Origin of the sequence: Pseudomonas sp. ACN8, assembly GCF_002303925.1 — a bacterium.
Classification (GTDB): domain Bacteria; phylum Pseudomonadota; class Gammaproteobacteria; order Pseudomonadales; family Pseudomonadaceae; genus Aquipseudomonas.
In genome coordinates, this window is sequence record NZ_MRCS01000009.1 from 97,963 (window position 1) to 117,934 (window position 19,972).

Below are 19,972 nucleotides of genomic sequence, written 5' to 3' on the forward strand. Positions count from 1 at the left end.
GTGCCGAAAACGAGCCGCGTGCGCGGCCCGTCATTACTGCGGTGTTATGCGAAAACCTTGTTCGCGGTGCGATCCCAGCCACCGGTGACGTTACCGCCGCCCTGGCCATCGGCACGGCTTTGTTGGGTGTAGGTGGTCTTGATGCGGGCGAAGTTGAAGCTGATTTCCTCGATCGGCAGATCGCCAACCGCTTTGTCTTCACCGTTCTGGCTGCCGCCAGCGACCGCTTTCACGGACGACACCACGACTTCTTCCAGGTTGATGGTCAGGTAGGTGACCTTGTCGCCACCGGCACGGTTCACGTTCAGCTGGATCTTGGCGATGTGCGTACCTTTGCAGCAGGCTTCGAACAGCTTGGCGGAAGCCTTGTCCACGGCTTTGCGGATGCTGAAGTCGCTCAACGCAACACGCTCCGACGAAGCACCGCCCGAAGAGCTGGCCGTCGCGGAAGTCGCTTGGGTTGCGCCGTACTCGTAGCCCAGCACTTCGATCCAATCCTTGTGTTTGTCGTCCAGAACTTCACCAGGAATGCCGTCGATCTGGATGTATGCGTCAAATGCCATTTCTTTTTTCTCCTTACCTTCATTTAAAGGGATGTCACCTGCAAGCAGGTCGCAGCCCTTCGTTTTAACCTCTTTGAATCGATCAACAGAGGTGTCTTATGCCGGCCCGGGCCTCTCGTCGAGATGACCCGGGTACCGGTATTTCTTCACAAGGCGCGCATGCTCAGTTGAGTGCCCGCACTTCGATTTCTACCCGCCGGTTAGGCTCCAGGCAGCGGATCAGCTGCGCTCTTGGCTGTTTCATATCGCACTTGACCAAGGGCTTGTTGCTGCCTTCGCCGACGGCTTCGACCAGCTCGCCGGGCACGCCTTTGCCCACCAGGTAGGTCTTGATGGTTTGTGCCCGCTGTTTGGAAACCTGCAAGTTGCCTTGGGGATCGCCGAGTTGATCGGCATGCCCGGCGATGATGATTTTTCCGATGTTGGGGGTGCTGAGCAGCTTGCCGGCGATCGCGCTGAGCTGGCTTTGGCCTTCGGTCTTCAGGCTCTGGAAATCCGCACGGGCGAAAGCGAACAGGGTGTCCGACTCCAGCGTGATGGTTTCGATCGAGCGCAACGACTGGGTCAGCAGGCTGTTGATGTAGTTGCGCGAGCTGGAGATCAGGAACGCGTTATCGAGGATCCGCGGCACGTCCGGCTGGTGGATCTGGTCGCTGTAGAAATTGATCTGGCGGCTGGCGAATTCATAGTCAGAGGCGGCGATACTGGCATTGCCGACCTGACGGGCAATCGCCGGGTACCAGTAATCCGGGATTTTCGCTTTCAGGAACCCAGGGTCGGCCTTTTCCCGTTGTGCACGGGACAGCATGACGTAGGTGTCCAGCGTCGCCTTGCCGAAACCGGCGATGGACTGCGCCCGGTTGTCGTTGGGCAGGGCCTTGGGCTCGACGCTGTCCACGCCGGTCACGGGCATCAACTCTTTGGCGTTGCGCTGATAGACCTTGAGGGTGGTCAGCAAGTACAGCGAGCGGGTCAGGTTGTCGGCCGTGGGCTTGAGCATCACGCTTTCCAGCCGGTCGAAATAGCGGCTGCGCACCAGTGGCTCTACCTTGTGGCCTTGATAGAGCCCCAGGCGCATGCGCAGCGGCACACCTTCGTCGTGGTGTTGCGCGTAATAGTGCGCGGTCCAGAAACGCAGGCGGTCCAGGGTTTGCCAATCGGTGTACTGAGCGGGTACTGAACGGTCGTCGACGCCAGCCTGGGTCAGTTCTGCCGAGAGGCTTTGCAGGGTGTTTTTGTTGTTGACGTACGACCAGCCCAACAGGCTGCACAGCAGTACCGCGACCAGTCCGGCGCCGCCGATCCAGGTCGCCCGGCGCCGACGCTCGCGGTGGTTGGTGGTGTACAGCGCCACCAGGTGCTGGTCGGGAATGATGACTTTGCGGAACAGACTGTTGATGAACAAGGGGCGCGGTTGCGCGTGACCGTTGGCGATCTCCCGATCGCCCTCCAGGGAAAAGCGCTCCGTCACCTGCCGTGCGTGTCCGCCCATTTCCGGCTGGTCTGCATCCAGCGCGCTGGTGAAATAGAAGCCGCGCAGCAGTTCCGCACTTTGATAAGGGTTGGCGCGCAACAGGGCATCGACGAACAGTTGCAGCCGTGGTTTGAGGGCCGCCAGTTCCAGCGGGAACCGATACACCGCCGAATCCTGGCGGGTGATCTGGATGTCCTGAGTGACCAATTGCTGGCTGGCCACCTGGTGCCAGTAGCTGACCAGTTCGTCCATCGCGACGCCGAAGCGCTGGCCCCAGTCGGCCTGTTCGTAACCTTTGTGGGAGAAGGTCTTGCCCATCACTTCGCCGCGCGCGGTTTCATCGAGTTGGCGATAGAAGGGCGCGAAACCCGGCACCAGGTCGCACTTGGTGAACACCAGGTACACCGGCAGCCGCACTTCCAGCAAGGCATGGGTTTCCTGAATGCGTTCGCGCAGACGCTTGGCGATGCGCTCCTGATCTTCGAGCGAGGCTTGCAGGATGTCGTGGATGCTGACGGTGACGATCAGGCCATTGAGCGGCCGACGCTGGCGATGCTGGCGCAGCAGCTGGAGGAACGCGCGCCATTTGCCGGCCTCTTCCTGGTTGTTCATGTAGCGGCCGGCGGTGTCCAGCAGCACGGCTTCGGAGCTGAAGAACCAGTCGCAGTTGCGCGTACCACCCAGACCGGCGACTCGCACGCCCTCACGCTCGGCATAGGGGAAGTTGAGTCCCGACTGGTAGAGCATGGTGCTTTTGCCCGCTGCTGGCTGACCGACCACCAGGTACCAGGGCAGGGCATACAGCGCATCCTTGGGGTTGCTGCCCCGTGGCTTGTTGCTGTGCAAGCGCTCGATGCTCTGCAAGAGACGCTCGCGCAACAGGCTGACTTCCTCGCGATCCGCCGGGCTCGCGTTCAATACCGCCTGATCGGCATCCTCGCGCAGCAGGCCTTCGAGGTCGTGATGCCGGGACACGCCTCGATTAAGCAGCAGCACATAACCGGCGGACAACACCAGGAACACACCGATGCCGGTCAGCAGGCTGTTGAGCGAACTGAAGCCGAACGCACGCCCGATGCCCCACACCACGAAGATCGCGAGGAAAAAACACACCCCCAGGATGTAGGGTTGATAGCGCAAGAAGTAATACTTGATCTTGTTCATACAGGCTTCGAATCCAGGGCATCGACAAAACGGTCGATAACGTCACCCAGAGGGCGGTCGATTTCGGGAAAGGCGTGTGTGCGGTGGTGCTCGTCAAAGGCATCGAAAGACGCCAGCACGTCATAGCTCTGCGAACGGTCAGCGATGCCGGTCAGCAGGCGATAGGCATCACTGGTATTGCGTGAGGCAAAACAGATCAGCCGGGGCCGCATGAAGTCGTCCGCCAGCAGGCTGATCTGTGGCACGGCGCGCTCCGGGGTCATTTGCGTCAGCCAGGTGACCCACAGATCGGCAGTCGGATTTTTCAAACCCCTTTCCGCCGGCAAGGGCAGGGCGATGCCTATGGACGTTGCGTGATCCAGATGCCTTTTAAGGGCCTGAAGCCGGGTCAATACGGCGTTGGTGACGAACTCGGGGTAGGTGCCCTGGAGCGCACAAGCGATGTCCCGCAGATTGAAATTCACCAGGAACTTGTCATGCACGCGCCGGAACAACTCGAAGTCCTGGCCTTGCAACGGGCGCAGGGCCTTGATGCGGTCGAACAGCACCGAAGTGCTTTCGCCCTGGACGGCCATGTGCAGCAAGGGCCTGATCTGCCCGCTGAACAATTCGCCCAGGGTGAACGGATTGACCAGAGGCTCGGCTTCGCTGGCCTTGAGGGTCTGGAAAATGAAAAACGGATAGCGCCGCCCACTCGAATCCTTCGAGCTGATCAGCCCGCCCAGCAGCCAGTTGCCGCTGCGCGCCCGGTAACTGAAAAAGCACAGCGGCAATCCGTCGAACAGCTTGCGCCAGTCTTCGCTATGCTGCAGGGCGGCCAGCGCCCCTTGCAGCCAGCTATCGAACTCGCAGACGTCGTCGCCCGCACCTTGCAGGCTGACGAAGTCCGGGCTCGCGGGCACCTTGCCGAAGCAGCCGATCATTGGCCAAAACCCTGCTTCAAGGTTCGGCGGCTCACAGCGCTTGACCTTCTTTGGCGTTGAGCGCGCTCAAGGCCTTGACGTTGGCCAGGTCCGTCAGCTTGACGCCACCGTAGTTGCGCACGGCGAGGCTGACCGGTCCACTGCTGGTGTTCCAGCTGAAGCGTTGCTGGATGCCGTCCAGATCGCTGACCCGTGCGCTGTCGTTCATGCGCAGCAGGCCCCAGCGGCCCGGGTAGTCGAACACCGTGATGCGCTCGCCGCTCAGGGTGACCACATCCAGGCGAGCGCCCGGCGTGGTGGTCGTGCCCGGCCACGAGAAACGGCTCCAGCTGGTCTTGCCGTTGCGGTAGTGCTGCACCTGGCCGTCGAGGGTGAAGATGATGTCGGTGAGGTTGGCGGAAGGTTCGAGCATGATCTCGAAGCCGTTGTCGCGGTCCGACAGGCTGGCGATCACCTGGCCCAACGAGCTGGCCTTGTCGATGCTGTTGACCATGTTCGGGTTGACCAGCGGCGTAGCCTTGCTGTTGCTGCTCATCCCCAGGCCTTCGCCACCGGACAGGTTGCCGATTTCGTTGCGCTTGAAGTTCGGCAGCAGCCCGGATTCCGGGTCGACGAAACGCTGCAGATCCTTGACCGAGGCTTCATTGCGGCTGCCGGGTGCAATCGGGTAACGGTGCGCCATGACCTGCTCCCAGGGCTTGGCAATCTGCTGTGCCCAGGCCTTGGCAATCTGTTGGCCGGCCGGGTCTCGCAGGGTTTCCCAGGCAAACTGGATCGGCAGGCTGAACAGGCCCTGCAACGAATCGGACAGACCGCCCTGGCTGGTGTCGACGGTGGTCTCGACATAGTTGCGCACGCTGGTCACTTCACTTGGCAGCCCTTCAAGGGTTTCACTGATCAGCTGCTTGCTGCTCTTGCCAACATCCTGTGAGCGCTGGATGTTGTTCATCCGCACCTTGAGCTTGCGCAGGGCCGCGAGGTAGCGGTCCATGATCGTGCTGTCGGCACCTTCGGCGTTCTGCACCGCGAACACCCGCGACACAGATTCGAAGCGCTTCGCCAGGCTGCCGTCGTCGACCGCCGGCAAAGGCGAAATCAGCGCGCCTGGCGAGGTGTTCTTGCCGTCGATGATCCCGGTGACGCTGCTCCAGAATCCGTCATCGGGCTTGATGCCCGCTTGCAGGGTTTCGCGAGGGGCGGGGACGTCCCATTGGGTGTTGTCATTGACCGCCGCCAGGAGGGTTTTCACCGGCGAGTTCTGCACGTCGCTGAGCAGCGACAGTTGCTGGGTCGCATTGGCCATGTCGGTGAAATGACGAACGCCAACGCTGTCGATGAAGGTGTACCAGGCCTGGGTGTAGTCACGCTTGTAGCGCGTCATGAACTCACGGATGAAGTTGGCTTTCTGCACGATGCTGTCGCCGCCTTCGCCGTCGAGCACCCAGTCCGATTCGTTTTGCAGGTTGCCCGACACCAGCTTGATCAGCTCGGGCTTGACGAACTGTTCCCAGCCCTGACGGGTGAAAATCGCCGGGACCGCTTCGGAGCCGTACAGCAACTGACGGCCCGGCATTGGCACCAGGTCGCTCAAGCCGACGGCCGGGAACTGTCGGCTGGATTCCAGTTGCAGACGCAGGTATTCACGGTCCACCAGCGAGCTGGAAATCATGAAGGACTTCAGGCTATTGCGGGTCTCGTTGATGAGTTGCTCGTTGCGCGACAAGGTCGGTGCCTGACCATTCTTGAGCAATTGCACGTAGACCGGCGCGTTGTCCTCAATCACCGCTGTACTGACAGGGTTGTCGGCACTGGCGGTATTGGCCCAGGCAGCCGGCAACGCAGCCGCCACGAACTCCGGATCCGGGTGAGTGGTGGGTTGAGTCAGCATCAGGTAGAGCTTGAGCGCGTTATAGGATTCGATGATCGACGCCACTTGGCGCTCATCCAGTCGGCCCAACATTTCTTCGGACAACGACAGCCCGCCGGTGGTCGCCGACAGTTCAGCGGCATCGCTCGCCGTGGCAGGGTTGCGCAACGCTGTCAGGGCTTCGCCACGAGCCTTGTTGGCGGCGCCCTTGGCCGCACCGCTCAGCCGATTGGCCACATCGCCGGTGCTGCGCGGCACGTTATTCAAGCCGGTAGGCAGCTTCTGCCCCAGTGCCCGCGCCTTGGCAGAATTGGCCTTGGAAGGCACAGGCGCAAAGCTGTTCTGCGCATCCATGGTCTTGGCGAACTCATTGAATGCGCGCATCTGCAATTGCAGTTGCAAGGTGACAGGTTCCAGCGCCTGGGTGCGCAGTTGCTGCAAATAGGCGGCCTGCGCGGCGCGGTAGAGGTCGTCGCCACGATAGAGGCCAGCGCCGAGTTGCAGCGGCACACCTTTGGCCCGATGCTTCTCGATGGCCGAGAGTTGTTCGCGCAGCAGTTCCAGGCCCTGGCCCGAGGCGAGCAGCCCGGCACGGTCCGCAGACTGTTGCAGCTCAGTCAGTTGCTCGCGCAATGTGGCCAGCCACTGACGGTTGTTCTGGAACGACAGGGCTTGCCAGCCAATGAACGCAACCCCGGCCAGTACCGCCAGGCCCAGCAGGGCAGGGCTGGCGGAGGTGTTCTTGCCCAGGCGCGACTGATAGAGGGTCAGGTCGCGGTCCGGGAAGATCACCCGACGGAACGTATCGGTGATGAAGTAGCTGCGCTCGCTGATTTTCTTGCCGCTGCTTGGCTCGGGCTGCTCTTGTTCCGATTGCTCTTGGTCCGCTTGCAAGGCGAACGACTCGGCCAGGTCGTCTTCATACACCTGGCTCAGTTGCTGGTCGGTCTGCAGGGCGCTGGTGAAATACAGCCCGCGCAGTAACAGCGGCGCGCCGCTGCGACCGGTCTCGGCGAAGTGCTGGAGGAACTTCTCCAGCACGCCTGAAAGCTCGGCGAAATAGTTCGGGAAATTCAGCAGTGCGCTGTTGGCGTCGGCACCCAGCGCAATCATCTGCGCGTCGACGTGACGACGGATGTGGCTGTGCAAATTGGCCAGCTTGGCATCCAGCACCGGGCGCAGGCCCTGGTTGCGGATTTCGGACAAGCCGAAGGTCATGCCCAGCGGTTGCTGGCGCTCGTTCAGGTCCAGGCCTTCAAACGCCTGGCTGAAGCCTGGCAGTTGATCGGTCTTGCTCAGCATCAGGTAGATCGGTGGATTGGCGTCCAGGCAATCGTTGTATTCCTCGATGCGCGACACCAGTTGCGCGGCGAGCTCGTTGCGCTCGGCCGCGCTGTTCGCCAGCAGTTCAGGCAGGCTCACCACCAATACCAGACCGTTGACCGCAGCCTTGCTGCGCTGCTTTTTCAGCATGCGCAGGAAGGCGGCGAATTCGCTGGCCGACGGGTCGTCCCGCAGGTAACGGCCGGCCGTATCGATCATCACGGCCTCGGGGCTGAAATACCAATCGCAATGCTGGGTGCCGCTTTGTGTGTCGTTGGCGCTGCTGGCAATGCTTGCGGACAGGCCGGAGCGGGTCAGCAACGAGGTCTTGCCCGCTGCCGACATGCCGATCACCAGGTACCACGGCAAATCATAAAGCGCCGACGAGCCACCGCCGCCGGCCGAACGGTCGGCGCGCAGCATGGCGATGGCGTGCTTGAGGCGTTCATGTAATACTTGGCGGTCACGGAATTCGCCGCTCGACTTCAACGAACGATCCACTTCACGCTGCACCAGATTCTCAAGGTGTTGTTCAGTCCGGATACGCTTGTACTGACGCATTACGATGATCAGCAAGTAAAAGGCGCACAGGATCGCCATCGCCTCCAGCGTATAACCGCGCAACCAGCTCACGTGCGGCGCAGCGAACCAGCAAACCGCCAGGCTCGCCAGCCACAGGACGGTGACGAGGAACCAAAAACTTTTCAACGAGCGCAATAATGTCTTCATGTCTTCCTGACTCGATTACCTGACCTGTTTTCAGGCACTGAACAGCTGGCTGATTTGTTCGGACAATGCGGCCAGGTCTTTGCCCAGCAGCCAGTCCAGCGTCAGGTAGACACCCGCGCAGACCAGCGCAATCAGCGCCAGGTAGAGCCAGAGGGGCACTTCATGACGCAGCATCTGCGAGACCTGGTCGGGCAACGCCCAGTCCGGCGAGAGGGTCTTGGGCGTCTTGCGAAAACGCGCGATGTCCTGGCCCAGGGTATTGGCCAGGTAGCGCAGCTGGTCCTTTTGCCCGAGGCTGAACTTGCCTTCGAAACCCAGGGCCAGGCACAGGTGGTAAACCTCGAGCACATCGAGGTTCTGTTTGACGTCGCCACGCAGTGCGTCGATCTTTTCGAAGAAACCTTCGCCGGCCAGGTGCACGCCGAAGTAGCGAAACTGCAGCGGCTGCAATTCAAAGTGGCGACGCAACTCGTTGTCCCCGGAGCGCAACACGCTTTCATCGAGGAACGCACACAGGGCGTACTGGGTGTCTTTCACCTGTTCAACGCTGTAGTCGGCGCTGCGGGCATTGCGTTCCAGCGCCTTGAAGAAGGTGTCGACGCTCGCCTCGAAGGCGCTGACCGACGTCACCTGGCGACCTTTGCGCACGATCAGCGCCATGCTGATGAAGTCCTGCACCAGGTCTTTGAGGGTCGGTTTTTCACGGGCGGCCGCAACGGCGCCTTGCAGTACGGCTTCGGTCATTTGAGTACCGCCATCAGTTCAAGCTTGAGGTTGGTGAACGCGCTGGGCGCATAGAAAGAGATGGCCTGGGCACTCATCATTCGCTCGTACACCCGGCCATGGGGTTCGATGGAGAAGTAGTGATTGTCCAGTCGCACCGGAATCGCATTGGGCAGGCGCGTCGAATGATTGAGGGTGACCCCCGGCATGGCGCTGTTGACCACCACTTCGATGTCTTCCGGCGAGCCGACCTTGAACGCCCGTGGCACCAGTTCCAGCAGGCTCGCGCCCGGCATGTCGGCGTGCACGGAGATGTAGAAGTCCGCCTCCGCCAGCCGTGGGTCGTGCAATTGCCCTTGCCAGTAGGAGGGTTTGGTCTGGGTCAGGTTGATCACCACACACTGGTTCGGCACCACGTTGTCGAGCAGCACGCGAATCATTTCGTCGAGCTTGACCAGCGAGGCCGCCGGGTCGTGGTGGTCGTACTCGGGGATGTCGTTGAGCTGGGTGTCCAGCGAGAACGTCAGCAAGCCGCCGGCGAGTTCGGCCAGGAATAGATACAAGCGCTCCGGGTGCAGGCGCGGGTGCGCAAGCAGGTGCGCCAGGGCCGGGTGGGCACGGTTCACCGTGTTCAGCAGCCAGAACAGGGTCACGTCGCTGGAGCCGAATTCGGCAATCTGGTCCGCGCGCTCGCGACGACGGCCCGACAGCGCCTTGCTCTTGGATTGCAGGGCGCCGAGCAAACGCTTGCCCAGCCCGATCAGTGTGTCGTGGGTGCCCAGGTGCAGCGTCGGGTGCACGAAATGCCCGTCGAGGTTGAAGCCGCCGATGTTGTTGCGCGACAGCCGGGCAATCGGGCACCAGGTGTAGCCATCGAGGGTGTCGCCGTCGATCAGCATCACCACGTTCAGGCGCAGGCTGGTGATTTCGTTTTCCAGGTCGCCTTCGTTGAGGTCCGGCAAGGTATCGAATTGCTTGCGAAAGCGTCGCCCGGTCTTCTGCTCCTGGCCGTCTTCGACGTAGTTCAGGCCGAAGGGCTCAGGCAGTTTCAGCGCGGCGTAGACCTTCAGGTCGTTACCTTTGAGCAAGTCCTTCAAATCCCGGGCGGCCGGCAGCGGATCGTGCTGCGGCGCGTCGAACAGGCTGCCGTCGGGAAACACCAGCTTCAGTCGCTTGAGCTGCAGGGAACCGCTGGCGAGGGCTTCCTCGTCCACTTCCAGCAACTGCACGCCCCAGTGAAAGGGCGTGTTGCGCAGGGTCGCCTGCGCCAGCTGATGCTGGTGGAACTCATCCTGATATTGGAAATGTTGCGGTAAAAGGAACATGCCTTCGGACCACATCACCCGGCTTTGCTTACTCATTGAGCGCTTTCCAATAATGAATTCAATTTCGAGTCCACGGCTTTTTGCGCAGAACCGACGGCTTTGTCCTGGGCCTTTTGCACCACGGCGTCCTGAACTCGTTCGGTCAGTGTCGGTTCGGCAGACGGGTCGGGCTGGGCGGTGGCTTTGGCCAGTCGTTCCTGGGTCTTGGGTTTGTCCAGGACGTCGACACCACTGACGGCGGACACGGTGTTGTTGTCCACCAGCACCCGCAGGCCGTCGGAGGAGAACCAGATGCCGTCCTTGCGCAGGGAGTTGGCGTCGAACGCGACCTTCCAGCGGCTGTTCTCGTCGGTGCGGAAAAAAGCCGCGACGCCGACATAGCCCGCCGCCTTGTTCAGCGGCCACTTGTCGACTTGCCCCATACCCGGCAACAAGGTGATTTCGCGGTTTTCCAGCAAGGTATTGCCGAGGGCCTTTTGTGGGTCGTCCCACAGCGAGTCGGCGTCCACCGAGGCAAAACGCTCCAGCGATGTCAGCTGGTACACGCGCAGCACCACCGAAAGTGGCTGGCCGGACGCATCGGGATTGAGCTGGTTGCCGCCGTCGGACGTCAGGATGATTTTCTCGTTGTCCTGGAACAGCATGTCGCCGGCCCAGGTGTTGTCGACCCGCTTGCCGACCCGGTCGGTGACGCCACAGGCGCTCAGTACCGCCATCATCGCCACCGCCGTCAGGCATTTAGCCAACGCTGTCTTTTCGGGACGCTTCCCTGAATATCTCTTGTCCATGACCACTACCTGTAAATGCCCGATCAGTTCAGGCGATAGGCGAAATCGCCGTCGCTGCCCAACTCGATGTTCAGACTCTGAATCGGTTTGTCCTGCGCCATGCGCTCCAGGACCCGCTGGGCCAGCTCCGGCATCAGGGTCTTGGACAGAATGTTGTCGATGTTGCGCGCGCCGCTGTCGACTTCCGTGCAGCGCGAGGCAATGGCCTTGACCAGCGCCTCGTCATAGCTCAGGACGGCCTGATGATTGCGCTCGAAGCGCTGGCGAATGCGCGCAAGCTTGAGCGCGACGATGCGCTCGAGAATCGCGTCCTTGACCGGGTAGTAGGGGACGATGGTCAGGCGGCCGAGGAAGGCCGGCTTGAACACCTGGTTCAACTCGTCACGCAGCCCTTCGACGATGTCGTCCGGCGTCGGTTGCGGCTGGGCATTGAGGCACCACTGCATGATGCGGTCGGTCCCGGTGTTGGACGTGAGGATGATCACGGTATTGCGAAAGTTGATCTCGCGACCTTCGCCGTCATCCAGCACGCCTTTGTCGAACACCTGGAAAAACAGTTCGAGCACGTCCGGGTGGGCCTTTTCCACTTCATCGAGCAGCACCACACTGTACGGCTTGCGTCGCACGGCTTCGGTCAGCACGCCGCCCTCGCCATAACCGACATAACCCGGAGGCGAACCCTTGAGGCTCGAAACCGTGTGGGCTTCCTGGTACTCGGACATGTTGATGGTGATGACGTTACGCTCGCCGCCATACAGGGTGTCGGCCAGCGCCAGTGCGGTTTCGGTCTTGCCGACGCCGCTCGGGCCGAGCAACAGGAACACGCCGATGGGTTTGTTCGGGTCTTCCATGCGTGCGCGGGAAATCTTGATGCGTTTGCCGATTTCGTGCAGTGCGTGGTCCTGACCGAGCACCCGCTCGCCCAGCAGTGCCGGCAGGCGCTGCACGGTTTCGATTTCGTCGCGCAGCATCTTGCCCAGCGGGATGCCGGTCCAGCCGGAAATCACTTCACCGATGGTGCCGCCATCCACCAGGGCATGCACCAGCGGTTGTTCACCCTGGACGCTGGCCAGTTCGGCGCGCACCGCGGCAATTTCCTGGGCATCCGGTGCCTGATTCTCCGGGTGGCTGAGGGCGCCGAGTTGTTCCACCAGTTGCAGCTCGCGTTGCCACTGTTGCTCGAGGGCATCGCGGGTCTGCTGTTCGCTCAGCAGCTCGGTGTTGAGGGAAGTCAGGCGGCGGGCATGGTCGCTGCCTTTGGCGGCTTCCTGTTGCAGTACCGATATTTCCGCCTGCAGGTTGTCGATCTGGCGCTTGCAGTCTTCCAGCGGCCCCGGTTGCGCCGATTGCCCCAGGGCGACCCGGGCGCAGGCGGTGTCCAGTACGCTGACGGCTTTGTCCGGCAGTTGGCGCCCGGTGATGTAGCGATTGGACAGGCGCACGGCCTGCACCAGCGCTTCGTCCATCACTGTGACCTTGTGGTGCTCCTGCATCTTGGCCAGCAGGCCGCGCAACATGTGGATCGCCTTGTCTTCGTCCGGCTCTTCGACCTTCACCACCTGGAAACGGCGAGCGAGGGCGGCATCCTTTTCGAAGTACTTCTTGTACTCGGCCCAGGTGGTCGCCGCGATGGTGCGCAATTCGCCGCGAGCCAGGGCCGGCTTGAGCAGGTTGGCGGCATCGTTCTGTCCGGCCTGGCCGCCTGAACCGATCAGGGTGTGGGCTTCGTCGATGAACAGAATGATCGGGTGCAGGCTGCGCTTGGTTTCTTCGATCACCGACTTGAGGCGGTTTTCGAATTCGCCTTTCACCCCGGCTCCGGCTTGCAACAAGCCCAGGTCCAGGGTGTGGATGGCAACGCCCTTGAGCACCGACGGCACGTCACCCTGAATGATGCGCAGGGCCAGTCCTTCAACCACGGCGGTTTTACCCACGCCGGCTTCACCGGTGAGGATCGGGTTGTTCTGGCGGCGGCGGGTGAGGATGTCGACCATCTGCCGCACCTCGAATTCGCGACCGAGCACCGGATCGATCCGGCCTTCGCGAGCGCTTTGCGTGAGGTTGATGGTGTATTGATCGAGGGCCGGGGTTTTGCCGTTGCCTTTTACCGGGTTGGCGACGTCGACAGTGCCCAGCGGTTTGCTCAGGGCGGACTCGGCGCTGCTTTCCACCAACGCGTTCAGATTCACGCGCAAATCGTCGGCGTTGATTTTCTCCAGTTCGGCGGCGCCAGCGATCACCACCCGGCGCAGCTCATCGTCATCGAGCAAGGCTTGCAACAGATGGCCGGTGCGGATCTGCGCCTGGCCGAACTCGATTGAGGCCAGGACCCACGCCTGTTCGATCAGGCGGGTCAGGTGCGGCGACAGCGCCGGGGTGCGCGTATTGCCCTTTTTGAACGTCCCCAGTGCCGTCACCAACTGCGCCTGCAAGCGTTCAGGCACCACGTCGTAATGACCCAGGATGGCCGGCAGGTCGTTGTCGTGGCTATCGAGCAATTGCAACAACAGGTGCTCGATTTCGACATCGTAGTGGTGTTCCGACAGACACAGCGCCGCGGCGCTTTCGGTGGCGGTACGGCTGGTGTCGTTCAGCTTGGCGAACAGGGACTTCAGGTTCACAGGGAGACCCCATCAAAAGGAATGTGAAAGAGCGCGCAACGGGAAGGCTCCACGTCGACGCCTGGTCGTTTGAGCCAGCCGAGCCGGCCCAGCGAAAGGTTGCCCTGGCGACCCAGGCGGGCGACGGGTACGGACTGCGGTTTGAGCTTTGGCGCCAACTGGAAGTCGAGTTCCGCACCGACGTAGAAACGCACCAGTTCCACCAGTTTTTGGTAGTCCTCGGTGCCTGGCTGGAAGCGTTGATAGTCGGCCAGTTCCAGTGGTGCCGTTTCGATGCGTACGCACGACTGGTAATCCCAGACCCGATTGCCGGCGACGGCGCTTTGCCCCAGCACCGCGTTCTTGCGCCCTAGCTGCGTGCATTGGCTGGCGTCGAGTTTCAGCCAGCGACCGGCAAACGGCTTGACCTTGAACGGCAGGGAAAAATAGAAGCTGAGCATCACTTCCAGGTTCAAGGCGTTGCGCGGTTTCTGGGCGAACAGGCCGGAGAAATAGCTGAACAATTCGCGGCGCAGGGGCGAGCCTTGCCTGTCGAATTTCTGCTTCTGCGCCTCGGGGCCGAAACCCACCAGGTTGAGCAGGTAGCGGTCGAAATCCGAGGTGCCGTTGCGTTCGTACTCGATGTAGAACTTGTACTTTTGCCAGGCCTCGTAGAACAGCGTGGTCATGCGGTGCGAAAAGATGTCGAGGAACGCGTGGGCCGCGTCATCCCGGTACTGGATGTGCCGCTCGATCAACAACTCGGTGTACGGGCGCGGCAACACGCCTGACGGCCCGACCAGCCCCATGAAGGTGACTTGCATCTCGGACAGCGGCAGGCCGGCCACGGACACCTTGCCTTCACGCTCGAACTGCAGGTCGCTGACTTCACTGGCCGGGAAGTTGAGCGACAGCTGTGAGCGAAAACGCAAAGGGTCTTCGTGCGGTCGGGTTTCCAGGTCCATGCGCCCGGTTCTGCTGTAATGCAGGCGAAGCAAGCGCACCAACTGGAAAAACTCGAATCGGTGCGGCTCAGCCCGTGCCTGGTCGATCAGACCAGGGGTTGATCGCCGGTTCGCGGTGGCCATTGGACGACTCTCTTTTCGCGCTGCAAGGTGCGAAGGGTTAATTGGGTAAAGCTGTTCATGGAGCAGTACTGACCGAAGAAGTGGTCGAGCACCATGCCGAACAAAAACACACCGCTACCGGTGTACTGGCTTTCATCGAAATTGAGGGTGATGCCGACGCCGCGAACGAAGTTCGGCCGCGGGTGGCCGATGCGTGCGACTACGGGTTCACTGCTGACCGAGACGATGCCGTTGATCTGTTTGCGGATCGCCGACACGTTGCGGTAGTTGTAGAGCGACAACAGCTCCAGCAGCACCTCGCGACCACGGGCCACCAGCGACATGTGGTTGAGCGACAGGTGCGAAATCAGTCGCCAGATCACGCCGTTGCCCAGCGGCACCCGGGCGGTGGCGGTGGGCTTGCGCAGGCAGCGGATGTCCTTGATCACCGAGTTGCCCAGGATATGGAAATCGCCGCGTTCGCCACCGAACGGCAGCATCAGGGGCAGGTCGCGGTTGCTGCAGGTCAGGCGGATGCTCAACGCATCGTTGTTGGCCTCCATCAGCCCCAGCTCTCGATCCACTACCCGGATAAACACCGTCGAGCCGTCGCGCCGGCTGTTCTGTACCGCACGGCGCCGGGCAATCCAGAAGCTCTGCCCCGGCCCTTGATCGCCACGGGGTTCGAAAAACGGATGACAGGTGCCCACCTGATCGATACCACCGACCTTGCGCACCCGTCGTACGCGATCGATGGACACCACTTCGGCCGAGCCTTGCAGGCGCACATCCGGCGTCACTGCGTACTCGTGCTGGGCGTGGGTCAGCTTGATCGGCTCGGCCTGCTGGCGGAACAGGTTGATGATCGGTGTGCAATTGAGCTTGAAGTTATTGCGCCCGATGTTTTGCGTCAGGCGCGCCAGGCGGTCGCTCAGGTCATAGTCGGAAAAGTAGAAATTGACCTCGACTTTCTCGATCTCCTTGCCCGCCAGAATCCGTGCAAAGCCCGACAGGTCGAAGAACATGAATTTGTCGGGGAAGGTGAAGTACTCGTGCAGCAGTCGATAGCCGAGGAACGAACGCTCGGAGTAGTCCACCAAGCCTTCGTCCAGGCCGTAACCGACGGCTTTCAACGCATCGGCCGGCAAGACCACCTCGCGCGAACGCCCCTGATCTTCGAAGGTCAGCGTGGCCTTGGCCAGGTTGTTGAACAGCAGTTCGTAGAGCTGCAGCATCAACGTGCTTTCGCCGTCGAGGAAAAACCGCAGGCTGTCCAGCTCCAGCTTGCCGAACATCACGTCGGAGGTCGCCACTAGGCCGATGCGCAAGCGCGCGACCAGGTCGGCGCTATGCCCATTGAACGCCGAACGTTCCATCTCGATAAACGACGCTTGTTGCACCGCCACCTGCCACAGCTCGACCGGGTAGCAGGTGCGGAATTTACACACCACGCCATCGATCGGGTTGGCACTGAGTTCGGTATGCCGGGGCACGCGGAAGGCTTCGGTGACTTTTTCCTGCTTGCCCAGGTTGAACTCGACGATCGACATCGACGGGGTAGGGCGCAGGTAATGTGGGTACAGCACTTCGAGAAACGACTCGACGATTTCCGGCAGCTCGTCGTCGAGTTTTTTGTGCACCCGTGCAGACAGGAACGAGAAGGCCTCGATCAAGCGCTCGGTATGCGGGTCTTCGCAATTATCGCCCTCGATGAGCAACCGCGAAGCGATTTTCGGGTACTGGCTCGCGAACTCCTGGCCCAAAAAGCGCAGGTGCGACAGTTCCTTTTCGTAATAGGGCAGCAGATCGTCGAGCATCAGTTGAGGTTCTGTACTTTGTATTCCTGGGTGTTGACCTGCAGCACCGCGTCGAAGGACACCTGACGGGTGACGTCTTGCAGGCGCAGGACCGCGTCCACGCGAAAGGTCAGCATGCGTTGGCCGGTCTGTTGGGCGAGTAGTTGCACTTTGACGCTGTGAAAGCGCCGGTCGCCGACCTTGATCGCTTTCTCCAGCTGTCGCTGGATCAGCAGGCGATCCTTCGGATCAAGCACGCTGCGACTGGTGAAGTCCGGCATGCCGTAATCGAGGATGCTGCCGCTCAGGTTGACGAAACCGTCCAGCTCGTTGGCGACCAGGGACTGGCGGGTGTTGACCAGGATTTCCAGGTCGCGAACGATGCTGGCTTTGTAATCGGCCAGCGAACACAAGCGCTGCGATGACGCTTCGATGGACTGATGCGGACGATCGTCCAGCAATCGGTCCAGCAGTGATGGCAACAGCTTGTGTTGACTGGTCATGGTGCCTCCCTGGCAATGTGCTCGATCAGCCGCGGGTCGATTGCGGCAATTCAGCGACCAGGCGCAACGAAGCGGTCAGCTCGTCCAGTTGGTAGTGCGGGCGCAGGTAGGTCACGGCCTTGTACACCCCCGGCTTGCCCGGCACCTCGAACACTTCGGCGCGGGCTTCGCGCAACGGGAACTTGGCCTTGGCTTCCTGGCTCGCGGTGTCGTCCAGCAACACGTAGCTCGACAGCCACTTGTTGAGGAACAGCTCGACGTCCTTGCGCGAAGCGAAGCTGCCGATCTTGTCGCGCATGATCGCCTTCATGTAGTGCGCGATGCGCGAGGTGGCGAAGATGTACTGCAACTGTGCGGAAAGCCGGGCGTTGGCGTTGGCGATGTCGGTGTTGTACTGCTTCTGCTTCTGCGCCGACTGGGTGCCGAAGAACGCGGCGTAGTCGGTGCCTTTGCAGTGCACCAGCGGAATGAAGCCGAGGTCAGACAGCTCTTTTTCACGGCGGTCGGTGATGGCGATTTCAGTCGGGCACTTGAGGGCGATTTCACCGTCATCGGTCTTGAACGTGTGGGTCGGCAGACCTTCCACCAGACCACCTCCCTCGACACCACGGATCGCCACGCACCAGCCGTAGCGGGAAAACGCATCGGTAACCCGGGTGCCCAACGCGTAGGCGGCGTTCATCCACAGGTACTTGTTGTGGTCACGGCCATCGACGCTTTCGACGAAGTTAAATTCCTCGACCGGCGTGGTATCCGGGCCGTAAGGCAGGCGACCGAGTACGTGGGGCAGGGTCAGGCCGACATAACGCGAGTCTTCGGAGGCGCGGAACGACTTCCACTTGGCGTATTCGACGGTGTCGAAAATCTTCGCCAGGTCCCGTGGGCCGGACATGTCGGTGAATGAATCCCAACCGAACAGCTCAGGCGAGGCCGCCGAGATGAACGGCGCGTGGGCGGCCGCGGCGACGTGGGAGATCTCTTCGAGCAGGTACATGTCTTCCGGGCTGCGGTTGAACTCGTAGTCACCCAGCAGCATGCCGAACGGTGCACCGCCGAAGGTGCCGTATTCTTCTTCGTAGATCTTCTTGAACAGCGCGCTCTGGTCGAATTCGGAAGCGGCCTTGAGGTCGCGCACCAGGTCTTTCTTCGACGCATTGAGCAGGTGAATCTTCAGCGTGGTGCTGGTCTCGGTCTGGTCGACCTGATACTTCAGGCCGCGCCATGACGCTTCCAGCTGCTGGAACTCACTGGCGTGCATGATCTCGTTCATCTGCTCGGAGAGCATCGCGTCGATCTCGGCGATGCGCGCATCGAGCACGGCGATCAGGTCCTTGCTCGGCGTCATTTCGCCTTCCAGGATCTGGTTGACCAGTTCGCCGATCAGGTCGCGGGTGCGGGTGCGCTCGGTCTCGGAACGGGCCACGCGGCTTTGCGAGATGATGCTGTCGAGCAACGAGGATTGCGCGGTGAAGCTGTCCACTTCAACCAGCGTGCTGTCCTGCTGAGTCACGGTTTGCTTGTCGTTCATCGTCAGGCTCCTACGCTTTGCCGTCGGTGGCCGGAACGGCGGCTTCGCGGCCGAATTCCTTGCCAAGGGTTTTCAACTTCTCGGTGTTCTGCAACACGTCCATGAGCAGCTCTTCGAGCTTGTCGTTGCCGCCCATCTTGTTGCGCAGGTCCGCCAGCTTGTTGCGCACTTCCAGCAGCTTGCGCAGCGGCTCGACCTGCTTGACCACGTTCTGCGGTTCGAAGTCTTCGAGGGCGTTGAAGTTGAGCTCGACCCCCAGCTGCGTGCCGTTCTTGGCCAGGGTGTTGTCGACGCGGTAGGTCAGGCGCGGCTTGATGCCCTTGAGCACGCCGTTGAAGTTGTCGCGGTCGATGAAAATGAACTTGCGGTCCTTGAGCTTCGGCAGCGGCTCCAGCGGGTTACCGGAGAAATCGCCCAGCACACCGACGACAAAGGGCAGCTCTTTCTTTTCCTGAGCGTCACCGATATCCACGTCGTAGGTGATATGGACCCGAGGCGCGCGAACGCGGTCGAGTTTGTGCTGGGTACTTTCCTTCTTCGCCATCGTGATCTCCTGTGCGAACAATTCGCTGCAAGTCGTTTGCGTGTCGGTTCAATGGGTGGCCGAGCGCGTTACAGTCCTTCGATCGTCAGCAGCAGGCGCTGACGGATTTCATCGTTCATTTCCATGATGTTCTCAAAGCCCACCAACTCTTCGAAGCTGGTGTTGCCGGCGATCTGGGTGCTGCTGCGGATCACGGCCTCGTCGGGCAACTGCGAGCGAACCGGCGAGCTGATGACGCAGAAGGGCAGGTCGCCGAACTCCTTCAAACGTTCGAAACTGACGGGAAAACGCAGGCCTTCGAGCAGGCGGCTGATGCCGGGCGACTTGCTCAGGCAGTAGAACAGCACCAGGTAATGCACCACGAAACGGTACAGCTCGGCGCTGCTGCGATTGGGGTCTTTGATGACGGTGCGAAAACGCGCCAGGTCGAACGAACTGAAGCCCACCACCCAGCGCACGGGGCTGGTGATGCGAATGGACTGGCCGCTTTGGGACAGCACCTTGTCGTACTCCAGCGCAAACAGTTGCGGGGTGGTGCTGAGCAGGTTGAGGGGTACTTCGAGTTCGTTGACCAACTGGAACGGCGCGCCAGAACCGATGCGGTCGTAGAGCTCCTTGAGTTCCTTGAAATGGTGCTGGGTCTCGCGCCCGCTGCTGCGTTGCGCGCCCTGCAGGTACTCACCGAAAAACGCCTGAGGACGAATCAGCAAAGCCAGGGTCGCCAGATAATCCGAGGCCTGCGCCTTGAGCGCATCGGAAATGGCCCGGGTCTGGCTTCGCAGCTTGATCAGTGCTTCAACATCAAAAAACGTTTGGGTCATCGGTATTTCGTCCTTGAACACTTCACGAGGGATACCCGGATTAACCTGGGCGTGAAGAGCTACCAATTTCTCGATTGAACATCTGTTCACGAGTTGTGCTTGCTGATGTTTGACATCAAAAAAACTTGCGGCCAGAAATGTTTAAGCCAGGCTTGCTGGCATAAAGATATTGAGTGGCCATCAGCGTTGTGTAAGGCAGCAACGATATCGAGAAGTTCACATCGGGAGCGGATT

14 protein-coding genes are annotated in these 19,972 nt (G+C 61.1%); all 14 read right to left on the reverse strand.

Annotated elements, in window-relative coordinates:
* Window positions 1–44 precede the first annotated feature (44 nt).
* The 14 genes from BSF44_RS07215 to BSF44_RS07280 all read right to left on the reverse strand — a co-directional run bounded on the left by BSF44_RS07215 (window position 45) and on the right by BSF44_RS07280 (window position 19,738).
* Window positions 45–563: a type VI secretion system tube protein Hcp gene (locus BSF44_RS07215; RefSeq protein ID WP_007978712.1), complete on the reverse strand. Its 519-nt coding sequence runs from the start codon at window positions 561–563 to the stop codon at window positions 45–47.
* Window positions 564–726: 163 nt separating this feature from the next.
* Window positions 727–3,201, reverse strand: coding sequence for a type VI secretion system membrane subunit TssM (gene tssM / locus BSF44_RS07220; RefSeq protein WP_095942915.1), 2,475 nt, complete (start codon window positions 3,199–3,201; stop codon window positions 727–729).
* Window positions 3,198–4,124: a type VI secretion system-associated protein TagF gene (tagF, locus tag BSF44_RS07225; protein ID WP_095942916.1), complete on the reverse strand. Its 927-nt coding sequence runs from the start codon at window positions 4,122–4,124 to the stop codon at window positions 3,198–3,200. Before tagF ends, tssM begins: the two co-directional genes overlap by 4 nt.
* Window positions 4,125–4,155: 31 nt before the next feature.
* Complete coding sequence (locus BSF44_RS07230; protein ID WP_095942917.1) at window positions 4,156–8,043, reverse strand: type VI secretion protein IcmF/TssM N-terminal domain-containing protein; 3,888 nt, start codon at window positions 8,041–8,043, stop codon at window positions 4,156–4,158.
* Window positions 8,044–8,073: 30 nt separating this feature from the next.
* Window positions 8,074–8,787: a type IVB secretion system protein IcmH/DotU gene (icmH, locus tag BSF44_RS07235; RefSeq protein WP_095942918.1), complete on the reverse strand. Its 714-nt coding sequence runs from the start codon at window positions 8,785–8,787 to the stop codon at window positions 8,074–8,076.
* Window positions 8,784–10,127 (reverse strand): type VI secretion system baseplate subunit TssK, encoded by a 1,344-nt coding sequence (gene tssK / locus BSF44_RS07240; RefSeq protein WP_095942919.1) that lies wholly within the window; start codon window positions 10,125–10,127, stop codon window positions 8,784–8,786. Before tssK ends, icmH begins: the two co-directional genes overlap by 4 nt.
* Window positions 10,124–10,879: a type VI secretion system lipoprotein TssJ gene (gene tssJ, locus BSF44_RS07245; protein ID WP_095942920.1), complete on the reverse strand. Its 756-nt coding sequence runs from the start codon at window positions 10,877–10,879 to the stop codon at window positions 10,124–10,126. Before tssJ ends, tssK begins: the two co-directional genes overlap by 4 nt.
* 23 nt (window positions 10,880–10,902) lie before the next feature.
* The gene (gene tssH, locus BSF44_RS07250; protein WP_095942921.1) at window positions 10,903–13,500 is read right to left on the reverse strand and encodes a type VI secretion system ATPase TssH; all 2,598 of its coding nucleotides are present in this window, start codon (window positions 13,498–13,500) and stop codon (window positions 10,903–10,905) included.
* A complete protein-coding gene (gene tssG / locus BSF44_RS07255; protein WP_095942922.1) occupies window positions 13,497–14,567 on the reverse strand; it encodes a type VI secretion system baseplate subunit TssG in 1,071 nt (356 codons plus the stop codon). Before tssG ends, tssH begins: the two co-directional genes overlap by 4 nt.
* The gene (tssF, locus tag BSF44_RS07260; protein WP_095942923.1) at window positions 14,531–16,363 is read right to left on the reverse strand and encodes a type VI secretion system baseplate subunit TssF; all 1,833 of its coding nucleotides are present in this window, start codon (window positions 16,361–16,363) and stop codon (window positions 14,531–14,533) included. Before tssF ends, tssG begins: the two co-directional genes overlap by 37 nt.
* The gene (gene tssE, locus BSF44_RS07265; protein WP_095942924.1) at window positions 16,363–16,845 is read right to left on the reverse strand and encodes a type VI secretion system baseplate subunit TssE; all 483 of its coding nucleotides are present in this window, start codon (window positions 16,843–16,845) and stop codon (window positions 16,363–16,365) included. The genes tssF and tssE overlap by 1 nt, the downstream gene beginning before the upstream one ends.
* Before the next feature lie 25 nt (window positions 16,846–16,870).
* Window positions 16,871–18,373, reverse strand: a complete 1,503-nt coding sequence (gene tssC / locus BSF44_RS07270; protein ID WP_056723981.1) for a type VI secretion system contractile sheath large subunit — start codon at window positions 18,371–18,373, stop codon at window positions 16,871–16,873.
* Between the two features lie 10 nt (window positions 18,374–18,383).
* Window positions 18,384–18,917, reverse strand: a complete 534-nt coding sequence (gene tssB, locus BSF44_RS07275) for a type VI secretion system contractile sheath small subunit (RefSeq protein WP_007978739.1) — start codon at window positions 18,915–18,917, stop codon at window positions 18,384–18,386.
* Window positions 18,918–18,985: 68 nt separating this feature from the next.
* Window positions 18,986–19,738 carry a hypothetical protein gene (locus BSF44_RS07280; protein ID WP_095942925.1) on the reverse strand — a complete coding sequence of 251 codons (753 nt, stop codon included), beginning with the start codon at window positions 19,736–19,738 and terminating at the stop codon, window positions 18,986–18,988.
* Window positions 19,739–19,972: the final 234 nt, after the last annotated feature.